Raw genomic sequence first — 20,013 nt, forward strand, 5'->3', positions numbered from 1 at the left:
AATTTTATGGAGCTTTATTAGCTTTTATACTAATTTTTAATTCAATATCATCGTTAATGAATTTGTCTCCTAAGTTTTCAAAAACAGATTTAGAAGCATAATTTACACCCCATTCTGTTCTGTTAATAGTGAAAGCCTCTGTATCCAAAGTCATTGTGTTTTCATTAATAGAAGTTGTTGCAGGAAATGAAATATTTTTCTTGATATCCTTTATAGTTAGATTACCATCAATAAAAGTTTTACCATCTTTTTCAGAAATTCCTGTTATTTCAAAAACTGCTTTAGGGTGTTTAGCAACATTAAAGAAATGATCCTCTTTTCCTTCGCCTTCACCTTTTAAATGTCCTTCTAAAGAAGTCTTTTCGTCACCTTCTAGATCGGTTACTGTAATAGAATTCATATCAATCACAAAAGCTCCACTTTCTATATTTTCATCCTTAAGTTCAAGGCTACCACTAACCAATCCTAATGTTCCAGTATGTTTTTCAGCGGGCTTAAATCCAGTCCACTCAATAGTACTAGATGTTACATCTACTTTGTATAAAACAGCCTCTACAGGAGCTTCTTTTACTTCTTCAGCAGTAGTAGCTTCCGTTTCATTTTTCTTTTCTCCTTTACAAGAGTATGCTGTAACTATAAGAGCAGTTGCAGCAAGTACGGTAATAAATTTGGTTTTCATATTTATATTAGTTTATAGTGTTTTTAAAATATGTTCAAAATTATTTTTTTATAAGGGGAATATTCTTAAATATATACTAAAAAAAATCTGTGACATTATGACATTAATTTAAGATTGGCAGTACTTTTGATATTTGAAAACGAAAACGTACAAAAGATACGAGTTACATGAGTAAGAAAAATAAAAACACCGACGATGTAAAAGATCAAGTAGAAGAAGTACTTGATACTCCTGTTACAGAAACAGAAACAGAAGAGATAGATTTAGAAACGGGACTTAAAGAAGAGCTGGAGAAAGAAAAAGATAAGTTTTTAAGACTCTTTGCAGAGTTCGAGAATTATAAAAAACGAACTTCCAGAGAGCGTTTAGAATTATTCAAGACAGCTAGTCAGGATGTTATTCAATCTATGTTGCCTGTATTAGATGATTTTGACAGAGCTTCAAAAGAAATTATGAAATCAGAAGACAAAGAACTTATTAAAGGAGTAGAATTAATTCATAATAAATTAAAAGAAACTTTAAAAAGCAAAGGGTTGTCCGAAGTAGAAGTAAGCGCGGGAGATACTTTTAATGCAGATGATCATGAAGCAATTACTCAAATACCAGCTCCAAGTGAGGACTTAAAAGGTAAGATAGTTGATGTAATAGAAAAAGGATATGCGTTAGGAGATAAAGTTATTCGTTTTCCAAAAGTGGTCACAGGTCAATAAAAAATTATGAAGGAAGATTTTTACGACATATTAGGTTTAAGTAAAGGTGCAACTGCAGCAGAAGTAAAAAAAGCGTACCGTAAGAAAGCTATTGAATATCACCCAGATAAAAATCCAGGAGATAAAGAAGCTGAAGAAAAGTTTAAGAAAGCAGCAGAAGCATACGAGATCTTAAGTGATCCAGATAAAAAAGCACGCTATGATCAATATGGTCACCAAGCTTTTGAAGGTGGCGGCTTTGGTGGCGGTGGCGGTATGAATATGGATGACATATTCAGTCAGTTTGGCGATATTTTTGGCGGCGGTGGTTTTGGTGGCTTTAGCGGTTTCGGCGGTGGCGGTGGCGGCAGACAACGTCGAGCAAAAGGTAGTAACTTACGTATACGTGTTAAGCTTACATTAGAAGAAATTGCAAATGGTGTAGAAAAGAAAATCAAAGTAAAAAGAAAGATTCAAGCGCCAGGTACAACATATAAAACCTGTAGTACATGTAATGGATCTGGACAAGTAACTAGGATTACTAATACAATCCTTGGTAGAATGCAAACTTCTTCCCCTTGTAGTGCATGTGGTGGATCTGGGCAAATGATAGACGATAGACCTGCTGAGGCAGATATGCAAGGATTAAAAGCTACAGAAGAAACCGTTAGTATTAAAATACCAGCAGGAGTAGAAGATGGTATGCAACTTAAAGTTTCAGGAAAAGGAAATGAAGCTCCGGGTAATGGTATAGCGGGAGATCTAATCGTAGCTATAGAAGAGCAAGAGCATCCAGACTTACAAAGAGAAGGTAATAACCTGCACTATGATATGTATGTAAGTTTCTCTGAAGCTGCTTTGGGAGCATCTAGAGAAATTGATACCGTTTCTGGTAAAGTGAGAATAAAGATTGAAGAAGGTGTACAAAGTGGTAAAATATTAAGATTAAGAGGTAAAGGAATCCCTAGTATCAATGGCTATGGAACAGGAGATCTTTTAGTACATGTAAACGTATGGACACCAAAAACATTAAATAAAGAACAACGTGAGTTTTTTGAAAAAATGGCTAAAGATGATCACTTTAGACCAAATCCAGAAAGTGGAGAAAAGTCATTTTTTGAAAAAGTAAAAGATATGTTTTCTTAATATAATTAATGGATTTAACCATTTAGAATCATTTAGTTGTATTAACGTTTGATTAAGAAAAATTTGTATATTTGAAACATCACTAACATGTTTGGTGATAATTTTTCTTTTTCATAGCAATTTTTTTCCCATCCTTAATATTGATATTTAGGGTGGGTTTTGTTTTTTATAAAAAAAAGATAATCAACAAAAAGAACCAATTATTTTACGCAATTAATAGCAAACATAATTAGTATAAGTTTTTAAGTTTTCGTATCATTCGCACTTCATAAATATTAAAACTATATTGCTATCTATGGTTAATCTTTTAGAGGTACAACAAGCCACAAAACGATTCGGGACTTTTACTGCTTTGGATAATGTATCCATACAAGTCCCAAAAGGAAGTATTTTTGGATTACTTGGGCCTAATGGAGCAGGTAAAACTACTTTGATTAGGATTATTAATCAAATTACATTGCCAGATGAAGGAAATGTGTTATTAGATAATGAATCTCTTAAACCACATCATATTAGGGATATTGGATATCTTCCAGAAGAAAGAGGTTTGTATAAATCCATGAAAGTAGGAGAACAAGCATTATATCTAGCACAACTTAAGGGATTAAGTAAAACAGAAGCCAAAGAACGTTTAAAATACTGGTTTGATAAATTTGATATAGGACACTGGTGGGATAAAAAGATTCAGGAACTCTCTAAAGGAATGGCGCAAAAAGTACAATTTATAGTTACCGTACTTCACAAACCAAAATTATTAATCTTTGATGAACCATTTAGTGGGTTTGACCCTATAAATGCAAACCTTATTAAAGATGAAATATTACAGCTACAACAAGAAGGAGCAACAGTTATATTTTCTACCCACCGTATGGAAAGCGTAGAGGAACTATGCGATCATATTGCACTTATTAATAAATCTAAAAAAATATTAGAAGGTAAGGTAACAGATATAAAAAGAACATATAAATCTAATACTTTTGAGGTAGGAATTCTAACCGAAAATAGTAAAGACTTATATACTCATTTACAAGAAACTTTTACTGTAGTGCCAGCAAATTTTAAAACAATTGATGACCAATTAAAAATGAAAATAACTTTAGATAAAAATACGTCGTCAAATGATTTACTTCAGTATTTGTCAGATAAAGGACAGATAATGAGGTTTAACGAAGTAATACCAGGGATAAACGAAATATTCATTAAAACCATTACAGAAAATGAATAATCTGAAACTAATTATAAAAAGAGAATTCATAGCTCGTGTTCGTAATAGAACATTTGTAGTAATGACTTTTTTAAGCCCACTAATAGTGGTAGGGATGGTTCTTTTGATTACTTGGCTGGCTACACTAAATAATGATGAAATTCGTAAAGTTGCTCTTTTTGATGAAACAGGTCTGTTTAGTTCTGATTTTAAAGATTCAGAAGAGGTTGATTATATAGATTATAGTAGTGTAACCCTAAATGATGCCAAGGACTCTGTCGTCATTAAAAAATTAGATGGATTATTGTATATTCCTAAAAAACTCACCAATAAAGAGCTAGCTAAATCGATACAATTTTTTGCAGAAGAAGCTCCAAATGTTACTATTCTTAATACTATAGAAAAAGTAATAGGTGATAAATTAACAAATCAAAATTTTAAAGAAAAAGACTTAGATCTGGATGCTATCGAAGACTCTAAAGCAAAAGTAAACATTCAAATAGAAAATTTTTCTGGAGAAAAGACATCCAAGATGTCTAATTATGTAAAAATGATTTTTGGAGGTGCAGCAGGATATTTCTTAATGATGTTTATTATTATTTATGGTAATATGGTTATGCGCTCTGTAATAGAAGAAAAATCTAATCGTATTATTGAGATTATTATTTCTTCAGTAAAGCCATTACAATTAATGATGGGGAAGATTCTAGGAACTTCTTTTGCAGGAATTCTTCAGTTTTTAATTTGGTTAATATTAGGAGGAGTTTTGTTAACAGTAGCATCCTCTGTTTTTGGTATAGACCCTCAACCTGGAGGTTTGAATTCATCGATATTACAAGAAAACAATCAACAAGAAATACAATTAATATTGCAAGATATAATGAAACTTCCTTTAGGAACATTAGTACTTTCTTTTTTTATATATTTTATAGGAGGGTATTTTTTATACAGTGCAATCTATGCAGCAATTGGGGCAGCAGTAGATAGTGAGACAGATTCTCAGCAATTTATGCTACCTATTATATTACCATTAATGTTAGGTATATATGTAGGATTCTTTTCAGTGATCGAAAACCCTCATGGAACCGTTTCTACGATATTTTCTATGATCCCTTTAACCTCTCCAATAGTTATGCTCATGCGTATACCTTTTGGTGTTCCTTGGTGGCAGGTTTTGATTTCCATACTTTTGTTAGTTGCAAGTATATTATTTATAACATGGCTGGCAGCAAAAATATATAAAGTAGGTATCCTTATGTATGGCAAAAAACCAAGTTATAAGGAATTGTTTAAGTGGATCAAATATTAATAAAATATGGTGCAGCAAGAAGAAATAACAGAGCAAGTAAAAGATGTTATTAAAGAAGATGTTTGGGGAGTAATCAAAGATTTTTTGAATTATGAAATTTTTAGTTTAGGAACAGAAAAAGATCCCATAGTACTTACTGTAGGTTTATTGTTTTTTGTGCTATTTATTCTTGTAATAACATCCCTTGTACTCAAATTTATAAGAAAAATAGTCACTAAAAAATTACCATACGAGGATGAAGTGAAGTTTGTATCGGTATTTTCTTTTGCCAAATATTTTATATATATCATTATACTATTTATTACACTAGATAACATAGGTTTTAATATAACGGCAGTTTTTGCTGCCTCTGCGGCACTATTAGTTGGTGTTGGATTGGCATTACAAACCCTTATTCAAGATATTATTTCTGGCGTGTTTATCTTTATAGATCAAACAGTGCACGTAGGAGATATTATTGAATTAGAAGGTAAAATAGGACGAGTAGAAGAAATAAAATTAAGAACTACAAGAGCAGTAACTATAGATAATAAAGTATTAGTAATTCCTAATCATAAATATTTAACATCAACCTTATATAACTGGACTCAAAATGGAACCGTTACAAGAGAGTTTGTAGAAGTAGGTGTAGCTTATGGTAGTGATGTAAATCTAGTAAAAGACTTATTAATCCAAGCTGTGATGAATAACGAAAATGTACTTAAATTACCAGAGCCATTAGTGTTGTTTACAAACTTTGGAGACAGTTCTTTAGATTTTAAGGTAGTCTTCACCCTTAATGATAGCTTCCAGGCAGGTGTTCCTAAAAGTGAAGTGAGATTCGAAATAGATCGCTTGTTTAGAGAAAATAACATCACAATTCCTTTCCCACAGAGGGAAATAACTGTTTTGAGAAAATAAAAATAAGGTAATGGGTAAACCTAAAAATTTTGTTTTTATAGGTATATTTCTGTTTATTATAAATACAATAGAATCACAGCAAACAGAATTAGCAAGGATAGAATACACATACATACCACAAGCAAGTAGTGATAATATCTATGATAGATTTAGAATATCTATAAATTATCCAATTAAAATAAACGAAAAAGGAACATATTTGATAATCAATCCTGATTATCGGTTAGATAATTTAAAAATAAATGACGTATCCCTTTCTCAAAAACGAGATTTTTTAAGCGAATTCCATACTGGTGGAGTAGAATTAGGCTATACATTTAAAATGAAAAATGATTGGCGTTTTGGTACTAAACTAGGAATAAAAATATCTTCTAATTTTGAAGAGTCTGGGATACAAAATGAAGATTTAAGATATACAGGAGCATTATACTTTGTAAAGAGTTATAAAAATAAGCAAGAACCAAAAACAGCTCTTTTTGTTTTTGGTGTAAAATATACAACACCAGCAAGTTTAAATTTTCCTTTACCAATTCTTAACTATTATAGTAGATTTCATTCTAGTTGGTCTTACTCTGTCGGTACACCCAAATCAAGTATTAAATATTATTTTAATAAAAAAAATACTATACAAGCTTTTATTGGTTTAGATCAGTTTTATAGTAATTTGCAAAAGAATCAAGTGTTTGTATCCAAAGATGGAGAAGAAAAAATAGCAGAAAATATATCCATGCTTAATATCATATCTGCATTAGGTTATGAGTGTTTTTTTACGGAACACTTATTGTTATATGGATATTTAGGATATACATTAAGTAACGAAATTCGTTTACGAGATAATGATCAGAAAGATGTGAAAATCATTCAAGATAAAAATACATTCTATTTTCGTAGCGGAATAAAATATAAAATATAATGGCAAAAATATTAGTAATAGAAGACGAAGCAGCAATCCGAAGAGTTCTTATAAAAATATTGTCTGAAGAAAATAATAAATACGAAGTTTTTGAAGCAGAAGATGGACTTTCTGGAATAGACAAAATTAAGGAAGAAGATTATGATCTTATACTTTGTGATATTAAAATGCCAAAGATGGATGGAGTAGAGGTTCTTGAAGCAGTAAAAAAAATAAAACCAGAAATACCCATTGTGATGATATCTGGTCATGGAGATTTGGATACAGCAGTAAATACAATGCGATTAGGAGCATTTGATTATATTTCTAAACCACCAGATCTAAACCGTTTACTTAATACTGTACGCAATGCTTTAGATCGAAAAGAATTAGTGGTAGAAAATACAATGCTAAAGAAAAAAGTCTCTAAAAACTACGAAATGATAGGAGAGTCTACTGCCATTTCAGAGATAAAAAATATTATAGAAAAAGTAGCTACTACAGACGCAAGGGTTTTAATTACAGGACCAAATGGAACAGGTAAAGAATTAGTAGCACATTGGATTCATCAAAAAAGCGAGCGTTCTAAAGGAGCAATGATAGAAGTGAACTGCGCAGCAATACCAGGCGAATTAATAGAAAGTGAACTTTTTGGACATGTAAAAGGAGCCTTTACCTCAGCAAATAAAGATCGTGCAGGTAAATTTGAAGCAGCAAATGGAGGAACTATATTTTTGGATGAAATAGGAGATATGAGTCTTTCTGCTCAAGCAAAAGTATTAAGAGCTTTACAAGAAAATAAAATACAACGGGTAGGTAGTGATAAAGATATAAAAGTAGACGTACGAGTAATCGCAGCAACCAATAAAGATTTAAAAAAAGAAATCGAAGAAAACAGATTTAGAGAAGATTTGTATCATAGATTAGCTGTTATTTTAATAAAAGTACCTGCGCTAAACGACAGAAGAGAAGATATCCCATTATTAATAGAATATTTTGCGCAAAAAATATCTAAAGAACAAGGTTCTCCAAGCAAGAAATTTTCAGCCAAAGCCATAAAACAGTTGCAACAATATGACTGGACGGGTAATATTAGAGAACTACGCAATGTCGTAGAACGTCTTATAATTTTAGGAGGAAAAGAAGTAAGCGAAGAAGATGTAAAACTTTTTGCAGCTAAGTAATAACAAAGTTGGTGTGATTTTTATTATGTTATTTATTTGGATTACCCCATTACCATAATTGATAAGCTTGTTCTGTTATTAAAACTAATGATCCTAGACATATTATAGCCTAATGAAGCGATTTTTATTTATTATCTTATTGTTGTTTATTACAAATACATCTTTTGCTCAGTATGATCCAGGAGCCATTAATTATGGCTTGGTAGCAGGAAAAAACTTTGGATTAGAAGAGGAACTTTCTTTTGGAGCCAGAGTAGAGTATGCTTTTAATTGTTACACCACCTTTATGGGAGAATACAATCGATCTTTATCGTTTGAAAATAATAAAGGTTATAAAGCATATAACGAATTCGCTTTTGGAGTAAATTTAATTTTATTTAACTGGTATCCTACTACAATAACCGCAGGTATGGGGTATACGGGTAATGACTCTGCTTTTTTTGAAGACATAGAAGATAAAGCATTTTTAGGATTTAGAACAGCAAACTTTAATCACGGTGCACAAATAAAAATAAGAGTATTATATCATATATCTAAACCTGTACATGTCTTTGCTGAATTAAATGTGAAAAGTCTAGGAAGGCGATACGATACATTTTTAATAGGATTTAGCTACGACTTTTACGGTAGATAGCAAAAATTCGACCCCCTCATACTCTCCAAAAAGGAGCTTAGGGCGCCTCAGCCTGCCATATACTTGATCCCAGCAGCTAGGACGATACTTTTGATTGCCGGGAAGGGGTACTATACCGTCGGGAAAGGGTTTTATAGTGCTGGGAAGGGTCTCTGTACTTACGGGAATGATAAATACACCTACGGGAAGAGCTTCTATATAGCTGGGAACATAAAATAAGTTGCGGGAAAGGTAAATATAGTGTAGAGTTTCGAGAGTCTCATCTGAATATATTTAAGGATAAGCTTGTCAAATATCAGTAAAATTGAAGTATTGATAGTGTTTAATAAAGTGTGTCACCTCTTTTTTTAGAAAAATTACTCCTCGATGCGGATATCCGTAATCCTATATATTAGCTATGATCCAAATATTTTATAAAAAGAAGTTCTAAAATACGTGTAAAAGGATAGATTATAGAGTAACACTTTTTGTTGTTAAGACATATATATAATATTAGTAGTAATTAACTTCAAAAAATATAATTTTTAATTAAATGAGAAATTTTAGATTACTTATTCTTCCACTATTCGTTATCCTTTTAAATAGTTGTAACGATGATGAAAAAATCGAACCATTAAACAATCAGAACTTTATTAAATCATTTGCCGTAACAGTAAATGAAGGAAATAATTCCATTATAGGATATATAGATGAAGACACATCCACGATTCTAATAGAGTATTCTGATGAAATGGATTTAAAAAATTTAAAAACAGAAATCATAGTGTCTGAAAATGCTACTATTATTCCTAATTCTGGAGAATTGATAGATTTATCAAAAGGAACATTGACATTTACAGTAACCTCCGAAAATGGAAGTAAACAAGAATATAAAGTTGCTGGTTATACCAAAAACCTGCTAAAAAACCCAAAAGGGAATAATATGGCTGAATCTTGGGTTTTAAATGGAGATGTAGGAGTGGATGAAACCAACAATGAATTTTATATTGTTAAATATGAAAATCCAGCCAGAACCGATATTACACAGCTTGTTAAATTTAATAGAGATTATAGTGATAAATATATTTTATTTATTGGTGATTTGACTACTGAAAAAACTGTTGAGGGTTCAATTACAAGACATCCATATTTTTGGGGGCATCAAAACGGACCATTTAATTTTGATGAAAACCTATACGAAGAAATTATTCAAGGTATGATACATTTAGAAAAGGCTAATGTTTGGGAGGTTGTATCTAGAGCTAATCCTCTTTTAAAGGGAGTAGAAGCTGTCATTTTTAAAATGGGACAAGCAAGTCAAGTAGGAGACTCTTTAGACGGAACAAAATGCAAGTTTAGAGATATAGAAGTACGAATCTTTGAATCTATTAAAGATTCTGAAATTTACGTATCTAATTTATACCGTAAATAAAAACTGTTAACACGAATAGTTATACAAGTTTATAATGTATCATAAAATCATAAGAAAGCCTCTTTACAGAGGCTTTCTTTATTTTAAAGCTAAGGAGTCGCAATCTTTTTGGATAAAATTGAATTCAAAAAGAAATATGATGGAGATATTAAAGTAAAAGAAATTCATGAACATTATATTTTTTATACTCATGATAGAGTGATTGAATTAATTGCTAGTGAATTTGAACCAAAACTGAAAATAGAATTTTAAAATCTGCAACGGTATCAGTATGTCATGCGATATCTAAACTAGATGGAATAAAGCTAAAAGGAAATTTATCTATAGTAATTTGGGAAATAGAAATAGTAGTTACTTTAATTCATTTTATATTCGCATCTTAATTTATCATAGAATAATTTTAGAGAAAAAATAAAACAAGATATGGTAGGTATAACACTATCTAATCATGTAGATAAAATAGATTTGATGAATTGTGTAGGAGTAATCATTTCATGCTTTTTAAATTGCCTGTTAAAATAGCTGGTGTTATTAAATCCTGATTTGAAAGCTATTTCAGATACTCTAAAATCCCTGTCTTCTTTAATCATTTTTTTAGCGAACTTAATTTTTTCAGAATTAATATAATCAATAGGAGATATCCCTAAAGTATTTTTAAACTGTTTATGAAAATGAGAAGGACTCATATGCGCTTTTTCTGCTAATAAATTTATAGTAATATCTTTATTGGTTAAATTGTCCTTAATATATTTAATAACAGTTCCGATTCGGGTATCATTAAAAATAGGATTTGCATTCGTTACAATTAAAGACCTTGCTTTGGTTTGTAACAGTCTAACAATTAGTTCCTGAATCATTAGATCTAATAAGACATCCTTAGATGTATTGTTATTGGTAAAAGTATAGGTTAAGCGCTCTATTAAATGATTAACATCTGTGTTGTTAATTAGGTGAGAGGTAGTCTCATCCATATTCCAAGCATTATTTTCGTTTTCTATAGCAACATGTTGATTAAATTTCTCTACAACTTCTTTAATTTTATATACATCAATACCCAAAGCTAAACATTGGGTAGGACTACTTTTGGATGCTAAAGGAAAATCGATAATCATTTCTTTGTTGGTAGGCATAACTACAGATTCTCCAGGAAAAAAATCAAATGGATTCAAATCATCTATATGCATGATTTTTTTTCCGGTAAGCATACTTGCAATAATCGGAAAACTAAATTTTAAACCCACTTTTTCTGCAAATGCATGAGTTTCATAAATATTAAGTTCTGCATACTCTGCATTATAAGTGGTTTTGTTCTCTACCAAAGTAGTGAGTTTTCTTGTACGTTTATGTTGGCTTAGTAACTTACTCATAAATTATATTTCAAAAAAAACTTAAATCAATACCCTAAGAGCAAACTCACGAGGTATATTTTTAAGAGTTTATTTAATTTTCAAGGTAGACCTTAGAAAATTAAAACTTTAACAAGATTTTAAATATATATGATAGATATGTTCAAAAAGATAATAAATATGTACTACTTAATTAGAATTTGATAAAATAACTTTATCAAAGCTAAATAATTACTAATTAATTACAAGAAATTATGAACTTTTCTAAACCTAAATTTAAGGAAAAATATTTCAACTTTATTAATGGTAAATTTGTACCACCAATTGGAGGAGAATATTTTGAAAACACCTCTCCTATAGATAATAGTTTAATAGCAAAGTACCCGCGTTCTCAAAAAGAAGATGTAGAATTGGCACTAGATGCCGCAAATGATGCAAAAGAAGCTTGGGGAAATACATCTGCTACAGAAAGAGCAACATTACTTAATAAAGTAGCGGATATTATCGAAGCTAATTTAGAAGAATTTGCATTGGTAGAGACCTGTGATAATGGAAAACCTATTAGAGAAACCCTAAATGCAGATATACCATTAGCGATAGATCATTGGCGTTATTTTGCAGCATGTATTCGGTCTGAGGAAGGTAGTGCAACCGAGCTAGACCAGCATACATTATCTATGAATATAAAAGAACCACTGGGCGTAATAGGTCAAATTATTCCTTGGAATTTTCCGTTATTAATGCTTTCCTGGAAATTGCCGCCAGCTCTGGTAACAGGAAATTGCGTGGTGTTAAAACCTGCAGAACAAACACCATCTACAGCAACTTTATTGATGGAAAAAATTGCAGATGTATTTCCTCCTGGAGTAATAAATATTATTCATGGTTTTGGTACAGAAGCAGGTAAACCTTTAGCTTCTAGTTCTCGAGTAGATAAAGTTGCATTTACTGGAGAGACAACTACAGGACAGCTTATAATGCAGTATGCTTCAAAAAATCTAAATCCTGTAACGATGGAGTTAGGCGGTAAATCTCCAAATATTTTCTTTAATTCTGTAATGGATCAAGATGACGCATATTTAGACAAAGCAATTGAAGGTGCAGTATTGTTTGCTTTTAATCAAGGAGAGGTGTGTACATGTCCATCCAGATTACTAATACAAGAGGATATTTATGATGCATTTATAGAACGTGTTATTACCAGAACAAAAGCCATAATACAGGACAGTCCATATGATCCAAATACTATGGTTGGTGCACAAGCATCTAATGATCAATATGAAAAGATTAAATCGTATTTTAAGATAGGTATAGATGAAGGTGCAAAAGTACTTACTGGAGGAGAAGCAAATAAATTAAAAGGTGACTTAGCAAATGGATTCTATATTAAACCAACTATTTTAGAAGGACACAATAAGATGAGAGTTTTTCAAGAAGAAATTTTTGGACCAGTAGTTTGCGTTACCAAGTTTAAAGATGAAGCTGAGGCTATAGAAATAGCAAACGATACACTTTATGGACTAGGAGCTGGTGTTTGGACCAGAGATGCACATCAATTATATCAAATCCCAAGAGCTATTAAAGCAGGTAGAGTCTGGGTAAATTGTTATCACGCATACCCTGCACATGCACCATTTGGAGGGTATAAAAAATCTGGTTTTGGTAGAGAAAATCATGTAATGATGCTTAATTATTACCGACAAACCAAAAACATGTTAATTTCTTATGATAAAAATAAATTAGGGTTCTTTTAGTAATGGATTACTTATAAGGCTGAGTTATTATACAATTCGGCCTTATTTTTTAATAATATCAGTAAATTGAAATTGGTATAAATTTAAAAAATGGAAAAAATTGACATAACAGAAGCTGCAGCAAAAATCGTAAATCAATTAAAAACACAACATGGGGATTTAATCTTTCATCAAAGTGGAGGTTGTTGTGATGGCTCTTCTCCCATGCTTTTCCCTAAAGGGGAATTATATCTGGATGAAAGTGATATATTATTAGGAACTATTGAAGGGGTTAATTTTTATATGAATAAAGATCAATTTGAATATTGGAAACATACTCACCTAACTGTAGATATTACAGAAGGCAGAGGTTCTAGTTTTTCTCTTGAAATTCCTCTTGGATTACGATTTATAATTCACTCAAGGCTTTTAACCCAATAATGAAAAATGGTTATTGATTAGTTGATAAAAGGAGAATTATGTCAGAAAAAAAATGTTTTTATAAAACAGATTACATGAGGTTATTCTGAGATTGTTGATTATATAGAGAAATAGAATCACTTTTAGAATAAGTGTTTGATCTACAAAATTTAATTTAGAAACTGTGTAGAAATTGAGTAGTTCTTTTCAGAATTAAAATAGTATTGATTAATAGAGAAATGAGAGCCTTAACGTAGTGGTTTTTCACTACGTTAAAGTTGCTCATACCATTTACAATTTGAATTTACCGTAATAAAATGTTCTTTTTTCGCTTCAAGTATCAGAATAAAAATAAACCGTAGCCCTGTTATACTTAATGTCAGATCGATTCTGGCACAAGCTTTTCTTCTTCACTGAAACAAAAAAAATCTTAATTTTCTTTTCCAGTAAACTCAAACAACAACTGGTATCAATTGTGTGTAGCAATTACTCTACTTTTTCAATATTAAAGCCTACTTTTTTTACGGCATTAAGAATATCTTCTTCTGACGCAGAATTGGATTTAACTGTAAGAAATTTTTCGGGACTCTCTAAGTCTACATCCCATTTTTCAATACCTTTTTCATTATTAAGCTGAGGGGCAACCTTAGACAAGCAACCTGCACAATTAATATTTGTTTTAAATTTTAGATTTTTCATATTATGTGATTTTGTAAATATTTATAATATTCTGTTTAAAATTTTATTGATTTTAATCTCAAGCTATTTGCTACAACAGAAACAGAGCTAAATGCCATTGCAGCACCTGCAATCATAGGATCTAATAGAAATCCGTTAAAAGGATAGAGTATCCCAGCGGCTATAGGAATACCAATTAAATTATAAATAAAAGCCCAAAATAAATTTTGACGAATACCTCTAACGGTTAGAGAGGATAAGCTTAGAGCTTTAGGAATAGATTCTAAATCGGATGTGATAAGCGTAATTTTAGCAACATCTATAGCGATATCAGAGCCGTGTCCCATTGCTATACTAACATCGGCTTGGGCTAATGCTTGTGAATCATTTATACCATCTCCAACCATAGCTACAATTTGACCCTGGGTTTGAAGGTTTTTAACAAAATCAGCTTTATCAGAAGGCAAAACTTCTCCTTTATAATTTGTTAAGCCAACCTCTTTAGCAACAGCCTTTGCTGTTTGATTATTATCTCCTGTTAGCATATAGACTTTAATCCCTTTGTTGATAAGTTTTTTGATTGCATGTTTTGAGGATGATTTAATTTTATCAGCAATAGCAATTACAGCATAAACTTGTTTATCAGAAGCAAAAAATATGACTGTTTTGGCTTCTTCTTGCCATAACTTTGCTTTTGTAATTAAGGCCTCATTAAGTGTAATGTTTTTATTTTGTATTAGTTTGAGGTTCCCTACATAGAACTTTTGTCCTTTAAAATCAGTAGCCTCTACACCTTTTCCTGTAATACTCTCAAAATTTATAAGATCAACAGGTGTAGTTCCCATTTCTTTGAATTTTTTTACAATAGCACCTGCTAAAGGATGTTCTGATTTAGCTTCTATTGACATTAAAACACTAGATAATTCGTCTTGATTTGCATTGTTTTCCCAAGAGAAGTTTGTAATGGTGGGTTTGCCCTCAGTAATAGTCCCTGTTTTGTCTAAAATAACGGCTGTAACTTTATGTCCCAATTCTAAACTTTCAGCATCTTTAATTAAAATATTGCTTTCAGCTCCTTTGCCAATACCAACCATAATTGCAGTAGGTGTAGCAAGTCCTAGAGCACAAGGACATGCAATTACTAACACTGCAATCGATGTTAATAAAGCATGTGTAAATGCTTTGTCTCCACCATTTATCATCCAAGCTGCAAATGTTAAAATAGAGATACTAATAACTATAGGAACAAATATTCCAGCTATTTTATCTACTAATTTTTGAACAGGAGCTTTACTTCCTTGCGCTTCCTGTACCATTTTTATAATTTGAGATAGTAACGTTTCATTACCTATTTTTAAAGCTTTAAACTGAAAATTCCCTTTTTGATTAACGGTTCCTGCATATACTTTTTCTCCATCATTTTTGGCTACTGCAATTGGTTCTCCCGTAATCATACTTTCATCTACATACGAATGTCCCGACGTTACTATTCCATCAACTGGAATTTTTTCACCAGGATGTACAACAATAGTATTACCTTTTTGTACAGATGTTATAGGGATTTCTTGTTCTATACCATTAAAAATAATTTTTAGTGTTTTAGGTTGAAGTCCTATTAACTTTTTAATAGCGGATGAAGTGTTAGATTTAGCTTTTTCTTCCATTAATTTTCCTAAAGAAATAAAAGTTATGATTACTGTAGCAGCTTCGTAGTAAACATGAGGATAAATACCTCGGGTATTTAAAAAATCAGGAAAAACTGTGTTAAATAAACTAAATAGAAAAGCAATGCCTGTACTTAAAGCAACTAAGGTGTCCATGTTAACTTTTTTGTGTTTAGCTTGCTTCCAGGCATTGATATAAAACCCTTTTCCAAAATAAAAAAGAACAGGTAAAGCTAAACCTAATGAGATCCATTTTCCAGGTATCCATTTCATAAAAAACATTCCAATAATAAATATAGGAAGCGTTAAAATGGCAGACCAAATTGTTCTGGATTTTATTTTTTGATAATATTTATGTTGTAAATCATCTTGTATTTCTAATGGATTTTCTACATTTAGTATAAGATCATAACCAGCACTTCGTAATCTGCTTTGTAAGTCTGTGTTTTTTATAGAATCATCATATTCTACTAAAACAGAATTAGAGGCAAAGTTTACATTTGCTTTTGTAACCCCATTTATATTTGTTAAGACAGACTCTACACTTGATGCACAAGCTGCACAAGTCATTCCAGTGATGGGATAGGTATTTATATGTGTATTTTTCTTTTCAGAAACTATTGTATTCATAATTATAAAAATGTTAGAACTATGCTACAAAAGTCCTCAGATAAGGTTAATTATCTGTTATGATTTTTTGTATTTATTTTATAAGATTATGATTGTAGATTGTCTAAATGATTATGACCTGGTTTTTTTTGTTTTTTAAACTGCGTAGGGGTCATTCCTGTTTCTTTTTTGAATTGAGAGGAAAGATATGCTACACTGCTATAATGCATTTGAAAGGCAATTTCTGACAATGTTAGTTCGTCATAAAATAGTAATTCTTTTGCTTTTTCAATTTTTTGAGATAATACAAATTTTTCAATAGTAATACCTTCTATAGATGAAAATAAACGACTTAAATAACCGTAATCTTGATGTAATTTATCACTTAAATAAGTAGAGAAATTAATGTTTATAGTATCCTTTGGATAGTGAATAGAATTAATAATGAGAGTTTTTATTTTGTCGATTAACTTTGATTTATTATCCTCTAATAATTCGAAACCTCTTTTTAGTAGCTCTCTATGAAGTTCAATTTTTTGATATTTGGTAATTTCTTTTGGAGTAACTACTTCGCCTAATGTAATAGAACTTATATCTAGGTTTAATTCTGCAAAAATATTTTTTACAGAATCAATACAACGAGGGCATACCATGTTTTTTATGTGAATTGTTTTGTTTTGCACTGTATACCAGTTTTGAATGTTATAAGTAATAAGAAAAAAACACAAGATATTTTTGGTTAGTTACTAGCCAATTAAAAGGTTTAAAGATCTGCTAAATATACCAAAATTTATGACTTAGAAACAATGTAACTATTTATGCTATAATCTGAAATTTATAAATAAAAATTTGAGCAGTGCCTATTGGTGATTTATGTTGTAATACTATACTTATTAAAACGAATTTAAGTAATACCTAATGTTTCATTTCAGTTTTAAATATTCTATCCCATAGAAATGTATAAAAACCATAGTTTACACCATTTAATTGGTGATGATTATGATGAAAAGTGTTAGTTGTAAAAATAAAAAAGTGAGGTTTGCTTTTACTAACATTTAAGTGTGTAATTACACCATAAAACCAATTAAAAAGCAGAAAAGATATAAAACTGTAAAGGTTAAAAGAAAATAATATAGTAACTGTAGTTAGTAATAAGCCAAACAATACAGATTCCCAAGGTGACATATAATATAAACTAACGCAATTAAATTTTATAGAATGTTCATGATGCTTTGAGTGTATCTTTCTTAAGTAGCTTATATTATGAGAAACCCAATGAGAAACATACATTAAAAAGTCTATAAGCAAAAAAAGACCTATAAAAGATAACCAAAAATTATCATTAGAAAATACAATAATTTCATTAGACCATAATATAAAACCAGGAAAAGCTACTGCGATATTTAGAACAAGGATAAGTAATGACAATAGTATCTCTTTTTTTGATATAGATGTATGGTGACTATATATTCTATCCCATATTTTACTAAAACTTATGTTTAATCCATAAGCAATTATGTTTATAATTATTAGTAAAGGAAAAAATATAAATGGATCTTTTAAGTTCATTAGGTTTGTGTTACATTCCATATTTTTTTATGGCAATATTTTTTATCTCAACTAATGTCAAATTTATCGATTAGTTTTTTTTTATTCTCTTAAATCTTTTTTCTTTTTTAATAAAAAAGATTCAGTTAAAAATTTAGATAATCCTTTATTTTAAAAAGAGAAATACCCTCGTTTTTTTAAAGAAATTTTATAAAAAACTATAAAGCGATTTTATATACTTAGCACTAATTTAGCATAATTAATATTTCTTAGCTAAAAAGAAATAGGAAGAATAGGTAGATAGCAATATGAATATAAGTAAAAGTCGCTAAATTTAAGTTTACTTTAATATAAAACTAAAAAAATGGAAAGTCTAAAAGGGAAAAAAGCAATAATAACAGGAGGAAGCAGAGGATTAGGGAAAGCTACAGCAATCGCATTAGCAAAAGAAGGTGTAGATATAGCTATAACGGGTAGAAACGAAAAAACATTAAAAGAGACAACTTTAGAATTAAAAACATTAGGAGTAAATGCCACATATACAGTATTCGACGTAGGTAACTATGATGAGGTTAAAAAAGGAATCAAAAATATAATTACAGACCTGGGATCTGTAGATATTTTAATAAATAATGCAGGAATTGCTGCTTTTGGCTCTTTTAACGATATGGAAGTGGATAAATGGACAAACATTATACAAACCAATGTTTTAGGGATGTATTATGTGACTAAAGAAGTTTTGCCTTTTCTTATAGATAAAAACCAAGGAGATATTATAAATATATCGTCTACTGCTGGTTTAAATGGTAACCCTAATACATCTGCTTATTCAGCATCAAAATTTGCAGTTATCGGTATGTCTGAGTCTCTAATGAAAGAGGTGCGTAAAAACAATATTAGGGTTTGTACATTAACACCTAGTACCATAGCTTCAGATATGTCTTTAGAATTAGGAATTACAGATGGAAATACTGAAAAAGTATTGCAACCTGAAGATTTTGCAGAATTAATTGTTACATCTCTGCAACTACCCAGAAGAGCAATGCTTAAAAATGCATCACTATGGTCGACTAATCCGTAATTAAAATAGAATTGGGATATAGATATAGGAGTTTCTAAATTTAAATAAAAATGGGTTTTTGTGAAATTTCATGAAGTGATAATAACAATTTTTGCCAAATAATAGTGTAATTGGTATTGAACTTGAAAAGCATATTGTATACAACAAGTAAAAGAAAGATGATTAATAGAGCTCTAGTTATAAAAATGCTACTATTGATAGGGCACGTTTATATATGGAGTAGCTGTAATTCGTATACAGAAGAGAGAGTGGATAAGCGAGAGAAACTCTTGTTAAACAAAAAACGTTTATCAGTAGAAAAGATTAATAAAGAAACTACGAATGTAGGTATCTTTACGAATCATAATTACGGAACATCACATAGCTTTACTTACAAGTTATCAATACAGCCAGAAGGCATTCATTGGGATGGAGGAAGCGGAGAGCCAAAACACCTACTTTTTTGTAATGATACAATTTATATACACTATTTTAAAGAGAAAAGAATACAGATTGAGTATACAGACTCAATAGATAGCGTAATGAAAACAAAATATCATTTTGAAATTAGAGAAGTATTTCAAAAACATATAGACGAACGATATTTTTTTAAGATTTTCGGAGAAGATTTTTGGATAGATATTACCCCTGAAGATTATGCGTATAGAAAAGAGTTTTGCAAAGAGTATGATATTCCAAATGATGGCGAATTATTACTAAAATCGAATTTAAAGGATTAAAATTAAAAATAGTTTAGCAAAATTAGAATTGTTTTTTTAAAATCAGGTGTTTATTTTTTAGTACTTTATTGCTTATAAAGAAAACTAGTGCTCAAAAAAAGATTTATTACTTAGTACTAGAAGACTAAACTTTTTGTTTTTTATCTTGCTATTATGTACGGGTATAA

19 protein-coding genes are annotated in these 20,013 nt (G+C 30.4%); 13 read left to right on the plus strand and 6 right to left on the minus strand.

The features are described 5' to 3' along the window. Positions 1-4: 4 nt before the first annotated feature. A complete protein-coding gene (locus H527_RS0108750; RefSeq protein ID WP_027412357.1) occupies positions 5-679 on the minus strand; it encodes a YceI family protein in 675 nt (224 codons plus the stop codon). Between the two features lie 167 nt (positions 680-846). Here H527_RS0108750 and H527_RS0108755 point away from each other — a divergent pair, with 167 nt between their 5' ends. The 9 genes from H527_RS0108755 to H527_RS0108795 all read left to right on the plus strand — a co-directional run bounded on the left by H527_RS0108755 (position 847) and on the right by H527_RS0108795 (position 10,048). Further along, on the plus strand, positions 847-1,389 hold the full coding sequence (locus H527_RS0108755; RefSeq protein ID WP_027412358.1) for a nucleotide exchange factor GrpE: 543 nt from the start codon (positions 847-849) through the stop codon (positions 1,387-1,389). Positions 1,390-1,395: 6 nt separating this feature from the next. Beyond that, positions 1,396-2,514, plus strand: a complete 1,119-nt coding sequence (dnaJ, locus tag H527_RS0108760) for a molecular chaperone DnaJ (protein ID WP_027412359.1) — start codon at positions 1,396-1,398, stop codon at positions 2,512-2,514. 295 nt (positions 2,515-2,809) lie between these two features. Beyond that, a complete protein-coding gene (locus tag H527_RS0108765; protein WP_027412360.1) occupies positions 2,810-3,739 on the plus strand; it encodes an ABC transporter ATP-binding protein in 930 nt (309 codons plus the stop codon). Next, positions 3,732-5,027 (plus strand): ABC transporter permease, encoded by a 1,296-nt coding sequence (locus H527_RS0108770; RefSeq protein ID WP_027412361.1) that lies wholly within the window; start codon positions 3,732-3,734, stop codon positions 5,025-5,027. Before H527_RS0108765 ends, H527_RS0108770 begins: the two co-directional genes overlap by 8 nt. 6 nt (positions 5,028-5,033) lie before the next feature. Next, positions 5,034-5,927: a mechanosensitive ion channel family protein gene (locus H527_RS0108775; RefSeq protein WP_027412362.1), complete on the plus strand. Its 894-nt coding sequence runs from the start codon at positions 5,034-5,036 to the stop codon at positions 5,925-5,927. A 10-nt stretch (positions 5,928-5,937) separates the two neighbouring features. Beyond that, positions 5,938-6,840, plus strand: coding sequence for a hypothetical protein (locus H527_RS0108780; protein ID WP_027412363.1), 903 nt, complete (start codon positions 5,938-5,940; stop codon positions 6,838-6,840). Then, on the plus strand, positions 6,840-8,003 hold the full coding sequence (locus H527_RS0108785; protein ID WP_027412364.1) for a sigma-54-dependent transcriptional regulator: 1,164 nt from the start codon (positions 6,840-6,842) through the stop codon (positions 8,001-8,003). The genes H527_RS0108780 and H527_RS0108785 overlap by 1 nt, the downstream gene beginning before the upstream one ends. Before the next feature lie 112 nt (positions 8,004-8,115). Continuing rightward, positions 8,116-8,637 (plus strand): hypothetical protein, encoded by a 522-nt coding sequence (locus H527_RS0108790; protein ID WP_155837845.1) that lies wholly within the window; start codon positions 8,116-8,118, stop codon positions 8,635-8,637. 532 nt (positions 8,638-9,169) lie between these two features. Further along, positions 9,170-10,048 (plus strand): hypothetical protein, encoded by an 879-nt coding sequence (locus H527_RS0108795; RefSeq protein WP_027412366.1) that lies wholly within the window; start codon positions 9,170-9,172, stop codon positions 10,046-10,048. Between the two features lie 446 nt (positions 10,049-10,494). Here H527_RS0108795 and H527_RS0108805 read toward each other — a convergent pair whose 3' ends face one another. Next, positions 10,495-11,415: an AraC family transcriptional regulator gene (locus H527_RS0108805; protein WP_027412367.1), complete on the minus strand. Its 921-nt coding sequence runs from the start codon at positions 11,413-11,415 to the stop codon at positions 10,495-10,497. 233 nt (positions 11,416-11,648) lie between these two features. On the opposite strand from H527_RS0108805, the gene H527_RS0108810 reads away from it, so the two are divergent. Further along, entirely contained in the window at positions 11,649-13,148 is a 1,500-nt protein-coding gene (locus tag H527_RS0108810; RefSeq protein ID WP_027412368.1) for an aldehyde dehydrogenase family protein, read from the plus strand. Positions 13,149-13,238: 90 nt separating this feature from the next. Continuing rightward, positions 13,239-13,568, plus strand: a complete 330-nt coding sequence (locus tag H527_RS0108815) for a DUF779 domain-containing protein (protein ID WP_027412369.1) — start codon at positions 13,239-13,241, stop codon at positions 13,566-13,568. Positions 13,569-14,033: 465 nt separating this feature from the next. On the opposite strand, the gene H527_RS0108820 is transcribed toward H527_RS0108815, so the two are convergent. The 4 genes from H527_RS0108820 to H527_RS0108835 all read right to left on the minus strand — a co-directional run bounded on the left by H527_RS0108820 (position 14,034) and on the right by H527_RS0108835 (position 18,067). Continuing rightward, complete coding sequence (locus tag H527_RS0108820; RefSeq protein ID WP_027412370.1) at positions 14,034-14,246, minus strand: heavy-metal-associated domain-containing protein; 213 nt, start codon at positions 14,244-14,246, stop codon at positions 14,034-14,036. A gap of 35 nt (positions 14,247-14,281) precedes the next feature. Beyond that, positions 14,282-16,519: a heavy metal translocating P-type ATPase gene (locus H527_RS0108825; RefSeq protein ID WP_027412371.1), complete on the minus strand. Its 2,238-nt coding sequence runs from the start codon at positions 16,517-16,519 to the stop codon at positions 14,282-14,284. An 86-nt stretch (positions 16,520-16,605) separates the two neighbouring features. Beyond that, positions 16,606-17,181: a helix-turn-helix domain-containing protein gene (locus tag H527_RS0108830; protein ID WP_027412372.1), complete on the minus strand. Its 576-nt coding sequence runs from the start codon at positions 17,179-17,181 to the stop codon at positions 16,606-16,608. 232 nt (positions 17,182-17,413) lie between these two features. After that, entirely contained in the window at positions 17,414-18,067 is a 654-nt protein-coding gene (locus H527_RS0108835) for a sterol desaturase family protein (RefSeq protein ID WP_027412373.1), read from the minus strand. A 343-nt stretch (positions 18,068-18,410) separates the two neighbouring features. Between H527_RS0108835 and H527_RS0108840 the strand changes: the two genes are divergently transcribed. Next, positions 18,411-19,127 (plus strand): 3-ketoacyl-ACP reductase, encoded by a 717-nt coding sequence (locus H527_RS0108840; protein WP_027412374.1) that lies wholly within the window; start codon positions 18,411-18,413, stop codon positions 19,125-19,127. Between the two features lie 185 nt (positions 19,128-19,312). After that, entirely contained in the window at positions 19,313-19,846 is a 534-nt protein-coding gene (locus H527_RS0108845; RefSeq protein ID WP_155837846.1) for a hypothetical protein, read from the plus strand. The last annotated feature ends 167 nt before the right edge of the window (positions 19,847-20,013 follow it).

Origin of the sequence: Aquimarina muelleri DSM 19832 (assembly GCF_000430665.1) — a bacterium.
GTDB lineage: Bacteria > Bacteroidota > Bacteroidia > Flavobacteriales > Flavobacteriaceae > Aquimarina > Aquimarina muelleri.